This is a genomic window from Halosolutus sp. DAT137 (assembly GCF_059736405.1).
On sequence record NZ_JCAQID010000013.1, the window covers coordinates 46946 to 61514 of the forward strand.

At 63.8% G+C, this 14569-nt stretch carries 16 protein-coding genes; 12 read left to right on the top strand and 4 right to left on the bottom strand.

What is annotated here, in order from left to right; genetic code table 11:
- The first annotated feature begins 45 nt into the window (after positions 1-45).
- The 4 genes from dgoD to ddfA all read left to right on the top strand — a co-directional run bounded on the left by dgoD (position 46) and on the right by ddfA (position 3354).
- Positions 46-1194, top strand: coding sequence for a galactonate dehydratase (gene dgoD, locus AC6I6L_RS19625; RefSeq protein ID WP_497919463.1), 1149 nt, complete (start codon positions 46-48; stop codon positions 1192-1194).
- Positions 1195-1254: 60 nt separating this feature from the next.
- Positions 1255-2085 carry an SDR family NAD(P)-dependent oxidoreductase gene (locus AC6I6L_RS19630; RefSeq protein WP_497919464.1) on the top strand — a complete coding sequence of 277 codons (831 nt, stop codon included), beginning with the start codon at positions 1255-1257 and terminating at the stop codon, positions 2083-2085.
- A 72-nt stretch (positions 2086-2157) separates the two neighbouring features.
- Positions 2158-2901 carry a sugar phosphate isomerase/epimerase family protein gene (locus AC6I6L_RS19635; protein ID WP_497919465.1) on the top strand — a complete coding sequence of 248 codons (744 nt, stop codon included), beginning with the start codon at positions 2158-2160 and terminating at the stop codon, positions 2899-2901.
- Positions 2902-3042: 141 nt separating this feature from the next.
- Positions 3043-3354: a DdfA family disk-determining factor gene (gene ddfA / locus AC6I6L_RS19640; RefSeq protein WP_497919466.1), complete on the top strand. Its 312-nt coding sequence runs from the start codon at positions 3043-3045 to the stop codon at positions 3352-3354.
- Here the strand turns inward: ddfA and AC6I6L_RS19645 are convergent.
- Positions 3345-5363, bottom strand: a complete 2019-nt coding sequence (locus tag AC6I6L_RS19645) for a beta-galactosidase (RefSeq protein WP_497919467.1) — start codon at positions 5361-5363, stop codon at positions 3345-3347. The two genes, ddfA and AC6I6L_RS19645, sit on opposite strands and share 10 nt — an antisense overlap.
- Positions 5364-5639: 276 nt before the next feature.
- On the opposite strand from AC6I6L_RS19645, the gene AC6I6L_RS19650 reads away from it, so the two are divergent.
- The 4 genes from AC6I6L_RS19650 (at position 5640) to AC6I6L_RS19665 (ending at position 7477) form a co-directional block, all read left to right on the top strand.
- Positions 5640-5825, top strand: a complete 186-nt coding sequence (locus AC6I6L_RS19650; RefSeq protein ID WP_497919468.1) for a hypothetical protein — start codon at positions 5640-5642, stop codon at positions 5823-5825.
- A 63-nt stretch (positions 5826-5888) separates the two neighbouring features.
- On the top strand, positions 5889-6098 hold the full coding sequence (locus tag AC6I6L_RS19655; RefSeq protein WP_497919469.1) for a hypothetical protein: 210 nt from the start codon (positions 5889-5891) through the stop codon (positions 6096-6098).
- Positions 6099-6279: 181 nt separating this feature from the next.
- Positions 6280-6870, top strand: a complete 591-nt coding sequence (locus AC6I6L_RS19660; protein WP_497919470.1) for a 50S ribosomal protein L15e — start codon at positions 6280-6282, stop codon at positions 6868-6870.
- Positions 6871-7042: 172 nt separating this feature from the next.
- Entirely contained in the window at positions 7043-7477 is a 435-nt protein-coding gene (locus AC6I6L_RS19665) for a universal stress protein (protein ID WP_497919471.1), read from the top strand.
- 34 nt (positions 7478-7511) lie between these two features.
- Here the strand turns inward: AC6I6L_RS19665 and AC6I6L_RS19670 are convergent, their stop codons facing one another.
- A complete protein-coding gene (locus AC6I6L_RS19670) occupies positions 7512-8222 on the bottom strand; it encodes a phosphoribosyltransferase family protein (RefSeq protein ID WP_497919472.1) in 711 nt (236 codons plus the stop codon).
- Positions 8223-8357: 135 nt separating this feature from the next.
- Positions 8358-10301 (bottom strand): threonine--tRNA ligase, encoded by a 1944-nt coding sequence (gene thrS / locus AC6I6L_RS19675; RefSeq protein WP_497919473.1) that lies wholly within the window; start codon positions 10299-10301, stop codon positions 8358-8360.
- 280 nt (positions 10302-10581) lie between these two features.
- Between thrS and AC6I6L_RS19680 the strand changes: the two genes are divergently transcribed.
- From AC6I6L_RS19680 to AC6I6L_RS19690, 3 genes are all read left to right on the top strand, one after another.
- Entirely contained in the window at positions 10582-10890 is a 309-nt protein-coding gene (locus AC6I6L_RS19680; protein ID WP_497919474.1) for a DUF7322 domain-containing protein, read from the top strand.
- A gap of 101 nt (positions 10891-10991) precedes the next feature.
- The gene (locus AC6I6L_RS19685) at positions 10992-11705 is read left to right on the top strand and encodes a ribulose-1,5-bisphosphate 5-phosphatase (protein ID WP_497919475.1); all 714 of its coding nucleotides are present in this window, start codon (positions 10992-10994) and stop codon (positions 11703-11705) included.
- Entirely contained in the window at positions 11702-12346 is a 645-nt protein-coding gene (locus AC6I6L_RS19690) for a ribulose-1-phosphate aldolase (protein ID WP_497919476.1), read from the top strand. Before AC6I6L_RS19685 ends, AC6I6L_RS19690 begins: the two co-directional genes overlap by 4 nt.
- Before the next feature lie 264 nt (positions 12347-12610).
- Here the strand turns inward: AC6I6L_RS19690 and pyrE are convergent, their stop codons facing one another.
- On the bottom strand, positions 12611-13138 hold the full coding sequence (gene pyrE, locus AC6I6L_RS19695) for an orotate phosphoribosyltransferase (RefSeq protein ID WP_497919477.1): 528 nt from the start codon (positions 13136-13138) through the stop codon (positions 12611-12613).
- A gap of 238 nt (positions 13139-13376) precedes the next feature.
- Between pyrE and AC6I6L_RS19700 the strand changes: the two genes are divergently transcribed.
- Positions 13377-14555, top strand: a complete 1179-nt coding sequence (locus AC6I6L_RS19700; protein ID WP_497919478.1) for a M24 family metallopeptidase — start codon at positions 13377-13379, stop codon at positions 14553-14555.
- Positions 14556-14569 lie beyond the last annotated feature (14 nt).

Genomic DNA, 14569 nt, shown 5'->3' on the forward strand with positions numbered 1-14569 from the left:
CGACGGAACTCGGGGCGGTCAGACCAATCTGGTTCGAGAAGAGATATGAGAGTTGCTGATTACGAACTGTTCGAGGTGCCGCCGCGGTGGCTGTTCCTCAAACTGACGACGAGTGACGGCACCGTCGGCTGGGGCGAACCAGTCGTCGAAGGCCGGGCGAAAACCGTCCGGACGGCCGTCGAGGAACTGCTCGACAACTACCTGCTCGGCGAGGACCCGAGCGCGATCGAAGACCACTGGCAGGCGATGTACCGCGGCGGGTTCTACCGCGGCGGCCCGGTCCTGATGAGCGCGATCGCGGGGGTCGATCAGGCGCTGTGGGATATCAAGGGCAAGACGTTCGGCGCGCCGGTGTACGAACTGCTCGGCGGCAAAGCACGCAATCGCGTGCGCGTCTACCAGTGGATCGGCGGCGATCGCCCGCGAGATGTGGGTGATGCGGCCAAAGAGAAAGTCGACGAGGGCTTCTCGGCGCTGAAGATGAACGCGACGCCGGAGATTCGCCCGGTCGACAACCCGCGGGCGGTTGCCGACGCAGTCGATCGAATCGCCGCGGTTCGCGAGGCCGTCGGCGACGAAGTCGACATCGGCGTCGACTTCCACGGGCGGGTCTCGAAGCCGATGGCGCGCCGGCTCGCGGCGGCGCTCGAGCCGTACGACCCGATGTTCATCGAAGAGCCGGTGCTGCCCGAACACAACGACGCCTTGCCGGACATTCGGGCGGCGACGACGATCCCGATCGCGACCGGCGAGCGGATGTACTCGCGCTGGGATTTCAAGGAAATCTTCGAGTCGAACGCGGTGGACGTGATCCAGCCGGATCTCTCCCACGCGGGCGGGATCACGGAGGTGAACAAGATCGCGGCGATGGCCGAAGCCTACGACGTCGCGATGGCACCTCACTGTCCGCTCGGCCCGATCGCGCTGGCGTCGTGCATCCAGGTCGACGCCTGCTCGCCGAATACGCTCATCCAGGAGCAGAGTCTGGACATCCACTACAACGAGACGAGCGACGTGCTCGACTACCTCGCGGATCCGTCGGTGTTCGAGTACCGGGACGGCTACGTCGACATCCCGGACGGACCGGGACTCGGGATCGAGATCGACGAGAAGTACGTCCGCGACCAGACGGGCGGCGTCGACTGGCACAACCCGGTCTGGCGACACGACGACGGTAGCGTTGCCGAGTGGTAGCATGTGCGGGTTACGGAACTCGACCGGACTCCCCCCTAAAGCGGGTCGCGAGGTGTGTCGATGACGCGCCGTCCAGCGTCACCGATCGAGCACGCGGTTCCCGGCCGCTTCGAGGGACAGACGGCGATCGTGACGGGTTCGACGCGAGGAATCGGCGCGGGCGTCGCGAAGCGTCTGGCCGCAGAGGGCGCGACCGTCGTGGTCTCGGGGCGGACGGCCGAGGCGGGTGAGTCGATCGTCGAGGATATCGAGAACGGCATCTCGGCGGACGGAGCGGAGGCGACCTTCGTGCAGGCGGATATGCGCGACCCCGAAGATATCGCTGCGCTGGCCGAGGCCACTGCCGAACGTGACGGTTCGATCGATGTGCTGGTGAACAACGCGGCCGTCCAGACCGAGACCGCCGCCGACGAGGCGACCATCGAGGACTGGGATTTCGTTCTCGAGACGGATTTCCGGGCCTATTGGCTCGCCGCGAAAGCCGCGCTCGAACACATGGACCGAGGGTCGATCATCAACGTCTCCTCGAACCACGCCTTCGCGACGATGCCGGGGTTGTTCCCTTACAATGCGGTGAAGGCGGGAATCAACGGGATGACGAGGGCGATGGCGGTCGATTTCGGGCCACGGGTTCGGGTGAACACGATCGCTCCCGGCTGGGTCGAAGTCGAACGAACGCGGGACGAACTGCCCGAGGGCCGACTCGAGGAAGTGGAGTCGATTCACCCGACCGGCCGAATCGGCGTTCCGGCGGACGTGGCTGGGGCTGTCTCGTTTCTCGCGAGCCCGGACGCGGCATTCGTCACCGGTACGTCGCTGCTCGTCGACGGCGGTCGCGGGGCGGTCATGCAAGACGACACGCTTCCGGACTACCGGGCACGAGAAGACTGACCGAACCGTCCCGACTGTTCTGGTCGATCCGGAACGCGAAGACTGACGGACCCCGATCGACGACTCCATTCTATGCCGACGCCGAAAACCGCGATCAACCTCTACAGCGTGCGGGAACTCGAGGAACCGATCGAGCGCGTGCTCGACCGCGTCGCAGCGGCGGGCTACGACGGCGTCCAGTTCGCCGGCCCGTACTCGCCCACAGAGAGCGATCCGAACGCGATCGCTGACGCCCTCTCGGTCCACGACCTGGAGGCGACCCCGCCCCACGTCGGTCTCGACGCGCTTGTGGGCGATCGCGAGGAGACGCTGGCTGCCCTCGAACCGCTCGATGTCGAGGGTCTCGTCGTCCCGTGGCTCGACGAGGACCACTTCGAGTCGGTTATCGCCGTCGACGAGGTTGCGACCGAACTGAACGCCCTCGCAGGGGACCTCGCGGCGGCGGGGTGGGAGCTTCACTATCACAATCACGCTCACGAGTACGTCGACCTCGGTGAGGGGTGGGCGTTCGATCGCTTCCTCGACCAGACGACAGTCGGAATCGAACTCGACGTTGGGTGGGCGCTAACTGGCGGCGACGACCCGGCCGAACGCATTCGATCGCTCGGCGACCGCGTCTCCCAGGTCCACATGAAAGATATGGACCTGAATGGTAACCCCGGCTTCGTCGAGATCGGAGCGGGCGACGTCGACATGCAGGCGTGTGCGGACGCGGCCGCTGCTGTCGACGCCGAGTGGCTAATCTACGAACACGACGATCCGGACGACCCGGTCGAGACGATCGAACACGGTGGCACCTTCCTGGAGGGCCTGTAATCGAGGGCGAGATCGAACGACGGAAGTTGTGATATCAGCACGGAGCGAGCCCGTGCGGTGAATACGCGTTCAGGACTCTCGTGGCGGTGTGAATACACATAGCAGATGCTTACTTATCCTTCCCACTCCTGTCACCGGCAAATGACCGGTAACGTATCGCGAAATCGATCGACCAGTGCGGGCTCTCAACGCGTCAGTATGCGGGTTATCGAGGCGATCGCGGCCGCCGAGCGCGTCTCACCAACAGAACTCCCCAGTCCGCTGTATCAGGTCGTCGATCCGGACGCCCTCGATCGACTCTACGCGACCGATCCGATAGCGGAGACCCACGTCACGTTCGACTACGCGGGTTACACCGTCGACGTGACGCCGGAGGGAGCGGTGTCGGTCGACGGCGTTCCGTACGAACCGGGCACCGAATCCAGAAACGGGATCGACCGCCGTCAGACCTGATTGGCAGCGAGTCCGTCGACGATTTCGCTGTCGGCTACGGCTACGTCGAACGCGTCGACGAGTTCGTCGCCGACGACCCACGCGGTGTCTTCGGCAGCGGTGATCCGGTATCGATCGCTCGAGAAGTTCGTCACCCAGGTTCGGCCGTTTCGTTCGCCGACGCGCAGGCCCTCGGGAAGGCGATCGCTGTAGGCGACGCCCGCCCGCCCTAACAGCGGGCGGACGAGGTCGTCCGTGAGGTCGGCCTCGGGCCAGACGCCGCAGTAGACGACGCTGCCGTCTCCGAACGCGTTTCGGACTGCGGCCGTTCGCCCCGCCTCGACGCCGTCGGTGTCGTACTCGAGGAGAGGGTCGGCCGCGTCCGCGTCGAGCCACTCGGCCCAGGTGCGGAACGCGTAGGTGGCGTCATCGGTACCCGCGCGTCGGACTCTCGTCTCGACCTGTGACGGCAGCGACTCGTGCTGGTCGACCGTCGCGCCGACGAGGTCGGAGAGCGGCCCGGGCTGGCGTTCTGGTCGCAACTTGTTGTACTCGTCTTTGACGCCGGTTCGGGGACCGAAGAGGAGTTCACCGCCGGTTTCGACGTAGTCGGTGAGCTGATCGACCAGGGCGTCGGTGACGAGGTGGAGTGCGGGGGCGACGACGGCCTCGTACCCCTCGAGATCGGTACTCGGATGGATCACGTCGACCTGAACGCCGCGAGCGCGGAGCGCCCCGTAGAACGAGTCGAGCAGGCTCCAGTAGTCGAAGTCGGGCGCGTGGGGTTGTTCGTCGAGCGCCCACAGGTTGTCGTAGTCGAACAGCAGGGCCACGGGCGCGTCGACGTGATCTACCTCGCCGATCGCGGCCAGTTCTTCGGCAGCCAGTGTGGCGTCGTCGTAGCCTCGATCGGGCGAGCCGTCCTGTTTGCGCAGGCCAGCGTGGTACTGCTCTTGCCCTTCGAGACAGCGCCGCCAGCGGAAGTAGAGCACCGCGCCGGCCCCGTGGGCGGTCGCGTGGTGGGCCCACAGCCGCATCGCGCCCTCGCCGGGCTGGGGACAGTGGGGCGGCCAGTTGACGTCTCCCGGCTGTTGTTCCATCACCCAGAAGGGGCGATCGAGGGCGCTCCGATAGAGGTCGTGGTCCATGCCGACCTGATCGGGGTCGCCGGCCCGCAACTGGTCGGGAGAGGCTTCGCCTTGCATCCGGTCCTGGACGAATCCCGTCGGGTAGGAGTCCCAAGAGACCAGATCGAGGTCCTCGCTGACGGCGTAGGTGTCGAGCGTCGGGAACCGACCCATGAAGTTGTGCGTGATGAACCAGTCGGGGTTCGCGTCCCGGAGAAGATCCGCGTGCAGACGGTTGTAGTCGACCACCGAATCGCTCGAGAATCGGGCGTAGTCGAGCAGCCGCGACGGGTGGTGTTCCGCGGGCGTCGGTCCCGGGGGATCGATCGCCGCGAAGGAGTCGTACTGCTGGCTCCAGAAGGTGTTCCCCCAGGCCTCGTTGAGGGCCTCGATCGAGCCGTACTTTTTTGCGAGCCACTCGCGGAATGCGGCGGCGCAGTCGTCGCAGTAACAGCGGATCGTGAAGTGACAGCCGAACTCGTTGTCGGTCTGCCAGCCCGCGACGTGGGGGTTGTCAGCGTAGCGATCGGCCACCTTCGTGACGATCCGTTCGGTTTCCTCGCGGTAGGCCGCCGAGTTGAAACAGTAGTGACGGCGGCTGCCGTGTTCCCGGACCGTTCCGTCGGGGCCCTCCTGTAGAATCTCGGGACGTTCGTCGACCAGCCACTTCGGCGGGGTCGCCGTCGGCGTACAGAGCACGGCCTGCATCCCGTACTCGCCGATCAGGTCGACGGCCTCGTCCAGCCACGCGAGGTCGAACTTGCCGCGTTCGGGTTCGAGGACGCCCCACGAGAACTCCGACATGCGGACGTACTCGAGACCCGCGTCGGCCATTTGCGCTACGTCGGTTTCCCAGCGTTCCCGGGGCCAGTGCTCCGGAAAGTAACAGACGCCGATACTCATACCAGAGGTTCACAGCCGCCCTACCTAAGGGTTCTCATAACAGCCTATATGTAACTCTGTTTCGGACACCATTCGTGAACGAAATATCCACTGCCGGCAGTACAGTTCGGTACGATCCCGAGTCGTCTTCTTTATCCGTATCTGATACTTCTGGCAGCCTCTTTTCGAGCGACTCTGCGTGGTGACTGACTCGGCGTCGGTCGGGATTGCCGTCCTCTCGGTCGGCTGCGAGACCGCTTTCGGCTCCCGACGATCGACGAACGAGCAGCTATCTCAGTGGGTTCGTCGCGGGTGGTCTGCGATCGACCCGACGACGGCGCGACGACGGTCGCGCTGTTCAACTGGGCGGACGAACCTCGATCGGTGACGTTCGATGCTCCCGAATATCTCGAGACGAAAGCCGCTGCCGGCGGGCAGGACGCGACCGTCGGGGGAGACGAGGTCGTCCTCTGGGACGGGTGAGTATTCGCGGCCTGAACGACGCGAAACCGAGTTTTTCAGCGTTTAACTAACAGCCGGGACGGTGTGGATACGATCGACGTGTCGGACTCACCCGTCGCCTATCAAAAACGCGTCCTCCGATCGGTCATCGACGAGGCCGTTCGCGAGGACCTGCTCATCGAGGCCGAAGCCGATCACCTTCACCGTCGCCTGGACGCCATCGAGTCGATGCGCTCGATCGATCGGTTCTGGAACGATCTCTACGCGGAGTACGGGTTGGTCGAACCCGCCTGATCGCCGCCGATCCGCTCGCGCTTCGAAGGCCTTATACTCCGAAACTGGATAGACTCGGACGACTCGCTGGGTCGCGGGCGCCGGCGGGCACCTGTTCGGCACCGACGCCGCCACAGGTCGGGATGTGACCTGCGGAGCGCGCTCCGCCGGGTTGAACCAGGAAACGCCCGCGGTGATAACGATGGCAAAAAGCTTCTACTCCCACATCAAGGACGCGTGGAAGGACCCCGACGAGGGCAAACTCGGGGAACTCCAGTGGCAACGCAAACAGGAATGGCGAAAACAGGGTGCGATCGAGCGGATCGATCGACCGACGCGACTCGACAAGGCCCGTGAACTCGGCTACAAGGCCAAGCAGGGCGTTATCGTGACTCGCGTCTCGGTCCGCAAGGGGACCGCTCGCAAGCAGCGACACAAAGCCGGTCGCCGGACGAAGCGCCAGGGTGTCAACCGCATCGGGCGGCGAAAGAACATCCAGCGCATCGGTGAAGAGCGCGTCTCCCGCAAGTATCCCAACCTGCGCGTGCTCAACAGCTACTGGGTCGGTGAAGACGGCAGCCAGAAGTGGTTCGAAGTGATCCTCGTCGATCCGAACCACCCGGCGATCGAGAACGACGACGATCTCAACTGGATCTGTGGCGACAACCACCAGAACCGCGCCTTCCGCGGGCTGACCAACGCCGGCAAGGCAAACCGCGGGCTCAACACCCGCGGCAAGGGCGCAGAGAAGGTCCGTCCGTCCAACAACGGCGGACAGGGCCGCGCGAAGTAACTCCGGCCGACACGTACAACTCGGTCGTTTCGGTTCTGCGGTCCGTCCGCGACCCGGACTCGATTCCAACTCTATACACGCTTTCGACTGCACTACTGGGAGACGGACACGGCATCCCAACTGGTCAGAACTATGGCCGACGTTTATTTTCTAGACCAGCGTAGTGACAGCTATGCCAAAACACGTTCTCGTTGCTGTCGACGAATCGGACCGATCGGCCAAAGCCCTCGAGTTCGCCTGCACCGAGTATCCGGACGCCAAAATCACGGCGTTGCACGTCCTCGATCCGGGTGATTTCTACGCCGCGACTGGCATCGAAGGCGGGTCGATGGCGAACTACGACGAGATCCAGAAACACCACGAGAACCGCGGCGAGCAGATTCTCGACAGCGCGCGCGAACAGGCCGCCGAGCACGGCGTCGAAATCGACACGGACCAGATTATCGGTGGCGTCTCCCGATCGATCGTCGACTACGCCAAGGAACACGATGTCGACCACATCGCGATCGGCAGCCACGGTCGCACTGGCGCGAGCCGAATCTTACTCGGCAGCGTCGCGGAAACCGTCGCCCGACGATCCCCGGTTCCGGTGACGATCGTTCGCTGAGGAACGTCTGTCGAGGACGGGGAAGTTGTGCCCGTTAGACTCTCGTAAGTGCCCCGATCGGGGCGTCGGTTCGTTCGCGAGCGCGCTCGATTCCGTCGTCGCCGGCCGCAATGAGCGCGAAGACGCCGGCGACGTCGGCATCGGCGGAGTCGACGATATCGAGCAGGAGTTCCTGGGTCTCTCCCGATCGGATCAGATCGTCGACGACGAGGACGGATTCGCCCGGATCGATCGCTGCGGCGGGCAGGTAGTAAGTGAGTTCGATCCCCGACTGGAGGCGTTCGCGGGCCTCGATGAACTCCTCGACGGCGGTTTCCTTGCGCTTTTTCGCGTAGGCACACCGCGTCCCGTAGTAACTGGCGAGCGCCGCAGCGAGGGTGATCCCGTCGGTTGCAGCGGTAAGCACCACGTCCGGGCGATCGAACTCGAACCCGTTCGCGGCGACGGGGGCGACGAGGTCGAGAAACGACTGGTCGAAGACGGTGTCGGAGTTGTCGACGTAGCCGTCGTCGTCGAGGCGAATGCGTGCTTCGAGTTCCGTCGCCAGCGCCTTTCGGCCGAGGTCGTCGACGACCGCCCGCGCTCGATCGGTTCCAGGGAGGACGTGCCCGTTGACGTACCGATTCAGGTCGCCGGCGGGAAGCCCGGTCGTCGCGGCCAGTTCGTCGTACGTTCGGTTCTCTTTGAGCATCCGCAACACGTTGACGGCCCGCAACTGGAGGGCTGCCTTCTCGGCCCTGTTCATATCAATGTACCCACGGCTGTGCAACTATGAACATATCGATGTCGACTCCGAGACATCTGTCCACGAACGTGGGTGGCAAGTTCGAATACGCCCGTCTCGGAAGCACCGCGAGCCGGTCGTCGTCTCTCGGTACCGCTACTCCTGCAGGAAGTCGGGTTCGGCCCGTTGCTCGTCGCGTTCGGCTTCGAGGTGCGATCGGAATTCGTCGATTTCGACGTCGTACTCCTGCTCTTCGAATCGATCGCGGACCGAGATGGTGCCGTCTTCTTCCTCGTTGCCGCCGACGATGATCTGGTAGGGGACCCGATCGTCGTGGGCCGCGCGAATCTTTCGCTCGAGCGTGCTGTCGCGGTCGTCGACCTCGACGCGGAAGTCGTCGAACTCGTTGGCGACGCGGTGGGCGTAGCCGAGGTTGCCGTCCGAGATGGGGAGGACGCGAATCTGTTCGGGGGCGAGCCACAGCGGGAAGTTCCCTTCGTAGTGCTCGATGAGCATCATGAAGAAGCGCTCGTAGCTGCCATAGAGCGCCCGGTGGATCATCACGGGGCGGTGTTCTTCGTTGTCCTCGCCCACGTAGTTCAGGTCGAACCGCTCGGGCATGTTGAAGTCCAGTTGGACCGTCGGACCGTCCCACGATCGCCCGATCGCGTCCTCGAACGCGAAGTCGATCTTCGGGCCGTAGAACGCGCCGTCGCCCTCCTCGAGTTCGTATTCCTGGCCGCTGGATTCGAGGACGCTTTCGAGCTGGGACTCCGCTCGGTCCCAGATCTCGTCGCTGCCGACGCTCTTTTCGGGTCGGGTCGCAAGCGCCATCTCGTAGTCGAGGTCGAACGTGTCCAGCACGTCCGTGATCATGTCCATGATCTCCCTGACCTCGCGTTCGATCTGGTCGGGCCGGATGAACAGGTGGCCGTCGTCGATCGTAAACGCCCACACCCGGGAGAGGCCGGAGAGTTCGCCGCGTTGTTCTTTGCGATATACTTTACCGTTCTCGGCGTAGCGGATAGGGAGGTCGCGGTAGCTCCAGGAGTGGTCCTGGAAGATGGCGGCGTGACCGGGGCAGTTCATCGGCTTCAGGCCGAACTCGTCGTCTCCGACGTCGAAGATGAACATGTCATCCTGATAGTTCTCGTAGTGGCCCGATCGGTGCCAGAGGTCGGTCTTGAAGACGTGTGGCGTCTCGACGTAGTCGTAGCCGGCATCCTGGTTGAGGTCCTCGACGAAGTCTTCGAGTTCCTTCAGGACGGTCTTGCCCGCCGGGTGATACAGCGGCAGTCCGGGGCCGGTGACGTCCTGGATCGAGAAGAGATCCATCTCGTTGCCGATCTTTCGGTGGTCGCGCTCCTCGGCTTCCCGCTTGCGCTCTACGAACGCCTCGAGGTCGCTCTCGTCCTCGAAGGCCGTGCCGTAAATGCGCGTCTGCATCGGGTTCTCCTCGTCGCCGCGCCAGTAGGCCCCCGCGATCTCGAGCAGAGAGACGACGCCGATCTCGCCGGTCGACTCGACGTGCGGGCCGGCACAGAGGTCCTCCCACTCGCCCTGGCTGTAGAACGTGACGGTCTCGCCCTCCGCGGCGAGTTCCTCGAGCAGTTCGAGCTTGTAGGGTTCGTCCGCGAGGCGTTCCTCCGCCTCTCCGATCGAGACCTCCTCCCGCTCGATCTCGTAGTCCGCCTCGATGATCTCCTCGATCTCGTCTTCGAGCGCCGCGAGGTCCTCCTCGTCGACGTCGAGGTTGTCGAAATCGTAGTAAAAGCCCTCGTCGGTCGGCGGCCCGATCGCGAGGTCAACGTCGTCGTAGTGGCGTTCGACGGCCTGGGCGAGACAGTGGGCCGCGGAGTGGCGCATCACTCTGAGCGACTCCTCGGAGCCCTCGGTGATGATCTCGAGTTCGGCCCCGTCGTACGCTGGCGCTTCCTTGGCGACGAGGTCGCCGTCGAGTTTCCCCGCGACGGTGTCGCGGCCGAGGCCCGGCCCGATTTCGTAGGCACAGTCCTCGACCGTTGCGCCGGCAGCGACGCTGAGTTCGGATCCGTCTGGCAGTACGACCGCGATCTGTTCCTGTGAATCTGATTCTGACATGGCTATTGCTGTCCCTGTAATTGTGAATAATCCGGGAACTTCGTCGAGAAGTTCGGTGGGTGGTCCGCGCGTCCCGCGTGGCCGTGTGCGGAATTCGACACAGCCAGCGGTAGGTGGAAGTTAGAAGCGGGCGAGAGCCCCTGTAAAGCGGACACCTACCATCGTAGATACGCGTAGTCTCGAGTGGGATAAAAACATTGTGATGGGGCGACGGTCGTCGCGTACGATATCGTCCGATGACGGCCGAACAGCTTTCCCGTTGCACTTGTTCTCCTAGATCGTGGTCTTCGATCCGCTACCGGACGATCTGTTCGAAGACGATGAGTTCGAGGATCCGTTCGACGACGATCGGTCCGGGAGCGATGGCGAAGACATCGAGGCGGCGGTCTCCAAAATCTCGCCATCGACGCTGCTCGCGTTCATCACCGCTGCAGTGCTCGTTCACGCCGGACTCTTCGGAGCGAGCCTCGGCGTGATGTTGATCGGCTTCCGCGCTCAGTGGGTCGTCGGCGGCGTGCTTGCGATCGGCGGGATTCTCGCACTGGGACTCGCAGTCGTGGCCTACCGACGGTACCGGAGCCGGAACTGAGTCCGATCGCTGGACTCACACCAACCGTATAGAAACCGAATCGAGGGAGTTTGGTCACCGGGACCGGTACTCGTTTTGTCGTTCACGATAACAGGTGTAGTATGCCGATCGATGCCGTCTTTTTCGACCTCGATGACACGCTCTACCCGTATCCCCCGTGCAACGAGGCGGGGAAAGACGCTGCGTGGAAAACCGCGATCGAACTGGGTTACGAACTCGATCGCGACGAATTCGAGACACTGTACCAGACCGGACGCCGGGAGGTCAAACGAGAAATCCCCGGCACGGCCGCGAGCCACGAGCGATTCCTCTACGTCAAGCGGGGACTCGAACTACACGCCGGAACGGCCAGGCCCGGCGACGCGAAGGCAATCGGCGAGGCGTTCTGGAGCGCCTATCTCGACGAAATGGAACTCTTTCCGGGCGTCGAAGAGACGTTACGAAAACTCCGGGGCGCCGGGGTCGACGTGGCGATCGTCACGAACCTCACGACGCGCATTCAACTCGCCAAACTCGAGCGGCTGGGAATCGAAGACGAGATCGATCTCCTCCTGACCTCCGAGGAGACGGGCCGAGAAAAACCGGGCTCTGTCATGTTCACGCTGCCGCTGGCCAGGCTCGATCGCCGCCCGTCAGACGCGGTGATGGTCGGCGACGACATCGAGGCGGATATCGTCGGCGCGAACGCCGTCGGCTTGGAGACGGTGCTGTTCAACGCCGACCCCGACGCTGATACCGGGAGTCCCCTCGATGGACGCCGAAACCCCGACCACAGGTTAGATGCGTTCGAGGAGCTAACGGGGGTGGTACTGTGATCCTCGAATCCGAGCGCCGACAGGTCGTCGATCGCGCCGCAGACCTCGCCTCACTCACCCCCGGACGGACCGGAAATCTCAGCGTCCGCGACGGGACCGACGGCGACGCGTTCGCGATCACGCCGACCGGCGTTCCCTACGACAGTTTCGACACCGAAGACGTCCCCGTCGTCGGCGTCGACGGCGAGCAGCGCGAGGGCCGAATGACGCCGAGCAGCGAGGTGCCGATGCACGCCGCTATCTACCGTCGCGAGGACGTCGGCGCGATCGTCCACACGCACTCGCCGTGGTCGACGACGATGGCGATCGCCCGCGAACCCTTGCCCCCGATTCACTACATGATCGTCGCGGTGGGCAAGCGCGTTCCCGTTGCCGAATACGCACCCTACGGAACGGACGAACTCGCCGCGAACATCGTGGCCGCGATGGAAGAGGCCGACACGACCGCCGCGTTCATCGAAAATCACGGTCTCGTCGTCACCGCGCCGGACCTCGAGACGGCCCTCGAGAACACGACTCACGTCGAGAGCCTCGCCCGAATCTATCTGGAGGCACGATCGGCCGGGTTAGAGCCGGAAACGCTCTCGGACGAACAACTCGAGACGGTGCTCGCGAAATTCGAATCGTACGGCCAACAGTAGCGCCGATCGCAGTCGCCGGGAGTCCGTCCCCTGGTGGTAGCCAGGAATTTCAGATTTCGATCGTCCCACGGCGTTCCTACTAATACGTATGTATTCGAACCATGCTAATTCGAATTTCGAATCATTGGATTCGGACGAGAGAGTGGCCGCTACCGATCGGTCGGAAAAAGGCCTATCGACTGATCGGGGAGAAGCAATCTGCAGGTCAGTCTCGATCGGTCGGAAAAAGGCCTATCGACTGATCGGGGAGAAGCAATCTGCAGGTCAGTCTCGATCGGCCAGCAGTTCGCTTGCGGTAACCAGCGCTTCCACCTCGACGCCGGCGTCTTCGATGTTTTCGCGGCCGCCCTCCTCGCGATCGACGACGACCAGCGCGCGATCGACGGTGGCACCCGCGTCCCGAAGCGCTTCGACGGCCTTGATGAGGCTCGTTCCCGTCGTGACGATGTCCTCGACGACGACGATCTCCTCACCGTCCTCCAGGCGGCCTTCTACGAGATTCCCCGTGCTGTACTCTTTGCGCTCCTTGCGGGCGATAACGTAGGGGACGTCCGCGGCGACGCTCGTTGCGACCGCGAGTGGAACGCCGCCGAGGGCGACGCCGCCGAGTTTGTCGTCTGCGCCCAGTCTGTCGGCAAAGGCCTCGGCGATCGCGTTGAGACACCGTGGGTCGGTCTCGAAAAGATATTTGTCGATGTAGTATTCGCTGGTTCCGCCGTAGGAGAGTTCGAACTCGCCAAACTTCACGGCCTCGGCCGCGCGCAGGGCGTCGATGAGGTCCTGGTTCGTCATTGTCCGGGCATGCGGGCCGAACCGAGATAAACGGTGTGATACGGTCTGTTGTAATTCGGTACCGGTGGTCGCTGCCCGTATCGAGCGGTCACCGGTAACACGCTACAACGATTCGTATGGAACCCCGTCGACCGTCGCATTCGCTTTCAAGCCCACTATAGTATACGAGATCTGTATCCGACGTCCACGAAAACGTTTTATCACTCCCTGTGGAGTGACGCGGTAGAGACGCGCTATCATGCCACAGGCTATTTTTGACCAGCGAGAGTACGCGCGACGGCTGGACCGGACGAAAGAACGGCTCCGCGAGGAGGGACTCGACGCGATCGTCGTCGCGGATCCGGCGAACATGAACTACCTCGCGGGGTACGACGGCTGGTCGTTCTACGTCCATCAGGCGGTCATCGTCACGCCCGAGCGGGACGAACCGGTCTGGGTAGGTCGCGAGATGGACGCAAACGGCGCTCGGGCGACGACCTGGCTCTCCGAAGAGAGTATTCGGTCCTACAGCGACGACCACGTCCACTCGCCGTACGATCTTCACCCGATGGATTACGTCGCGGGGGTGCTCGAGGAACTCGACGTGGCAGCAGGCCGGATCGGTCTCGAGATGGACGCCTCCTACTTCACCGCGAAGTCCTACACGCGCCTGCAGGAAAACCTCCCGGAGGCCGAGTTCGCGGATACGACGCTGCTGGTCAACTGGGTCCGGATCAGAAAATCCGAGCAAGAACTCGCGTACATGCGCGAGGCGGCGCGCATCTCCGAGAACGCGATGGCGGCGGGGCTCGACGCGATCGAGGCGGGCGTTCCCGAGTACGAGGCCGCGCGGGCGATTTACGACGCCCTGCTCGCCGGCACCGACGAGTTCGGCGGCGACTACCCCGCGATCGTGCCCCTGATGCCCGCCGGCGAGCACACCGGAACGCCGCATCTGACCTGGACCGATCGGCCGTTCGAAGAGGGCGACCCGGTTATCATCGAACTCTCGGGCTGTCGCCACCGGTATCACTCACCGCTTGCGCGTACGACGTTCGTCGGCGATCCGCCCGCAGCAATCGAACGCACCGCCGAGGTCGTCGTCGAGGGACTCGAGGCGGCCCTCGACGCAGCCGAACCGGGCGTCACCTGCGAGGCCGTCGAACGGGCGTGGCGCGAGGCGATCGCCAGACACGACATCGAGAAGGAGGATCGAATCGGCTATTCGATGGGACTGGGGTATCCGCCGGACTGGGGCGAACACACCGCGAGCCTCCGGCCCGGAGACGAGACGGTGCTCGAGGAGGATATGACGTTTCACATGATCCCCGGCATCTGGGGCGACGAGTTCGGCGTCGAGATCAGCGAAACCTTCCACGTTACCGGAAGCGGTGCCGAGACGCTGGCCGAGTTTCCGCGAGAACTGTTCACCGCATAGATCGACTGTTTTCG

Excerpts from the sequence above, each read along its gene's own strand:
- dgoD (WP_497919463.1), top strand. The coding sequence starts at position 46 with ATGAGAGTTGCTGATTACGAACTGTTCGAGGTGCCGCCGCGGTGGCTG.
- AC6I6L_RS19630 (WP_497919464.1), top strand. The coding sequence starts at position 1,255 with ATGACGCGCCGTCCAGCGTCACCGATCGAGCACGCGGTTCCCGGCCGC.
- AC6I6L_RS19635 (WP_497919465.1), top strand. The coding sequence starts at position 2,158 with ATGCCGACGCCGAAAACCGCGATCAACCTCTACAGCGTGCGGGAACTC.
- ddfA (WP_497919466.1), top strand. The coding sequence starts at position 3,043 with ATGACCGGTAACGTATCGCGAAATCGATCGACCAGTGCGGGCTCTCAA.
- AC6I6L_RS19645 (WP_497919467.1), bottom strand. The coding sequence starts at position 5,363 with ATGAGTATCGGCGTCTGTTACTTTCCGGAGCACTGGCCCCGGGAACGC.
- AC6I6L_RS19660 (WP_497919470.1), top strand. The coding sequence starts at position 6,280 with ATGGCAAAAAGCTTCTACTCCCACATCAAGGACGCGTGGAAGGACCCC.
- AC6I6L_RS19665 (WP_497919471.1), top strand. The coding sequence starts at position 7,043 with ATGCCAAAACACGTTCTCGTTGCTGTCGACGAATCGGACCGATCGGCC.
- AC6I6L_RS19670 (WP_497919472.1), bottom strand. The coding sequence starts at position 8,222 with ATGAACAGGGCCGAGAAGGCAGCCCTCCAGTTGCGGGCCGTCAACGTG.
- thrS (WP_497919473.1), bottom strand. The coding sequence starts at position 10,301 with ATGTCAGAATCAGATTCACAGGAACAGATCGCGGTCGTACTGCCAGAC.
- AC6I6L_RS19685 (WP_497919475.1), top strand. The coding sequence starts at position 10,992 with ATGCCGATCGATGCCGTCTTTTTCGACCTCGATGACACGCTCTACCCG.
- pyrE (WP_497919477.1), bottom strand. The coding sequence starts at position 13,138 with ATGACGAACCAGGACCTCATCGACGCCCTGCGCGCGGCCGAGGCCGTG.
- AC6I6L_RS19700 (WP_497919478.1), top strand. The coding sequence starts at position 13,377 with ATGCCACAGGCTATTTTTGACCAGCGAGAGTACGCGCGACGGCTGGAC.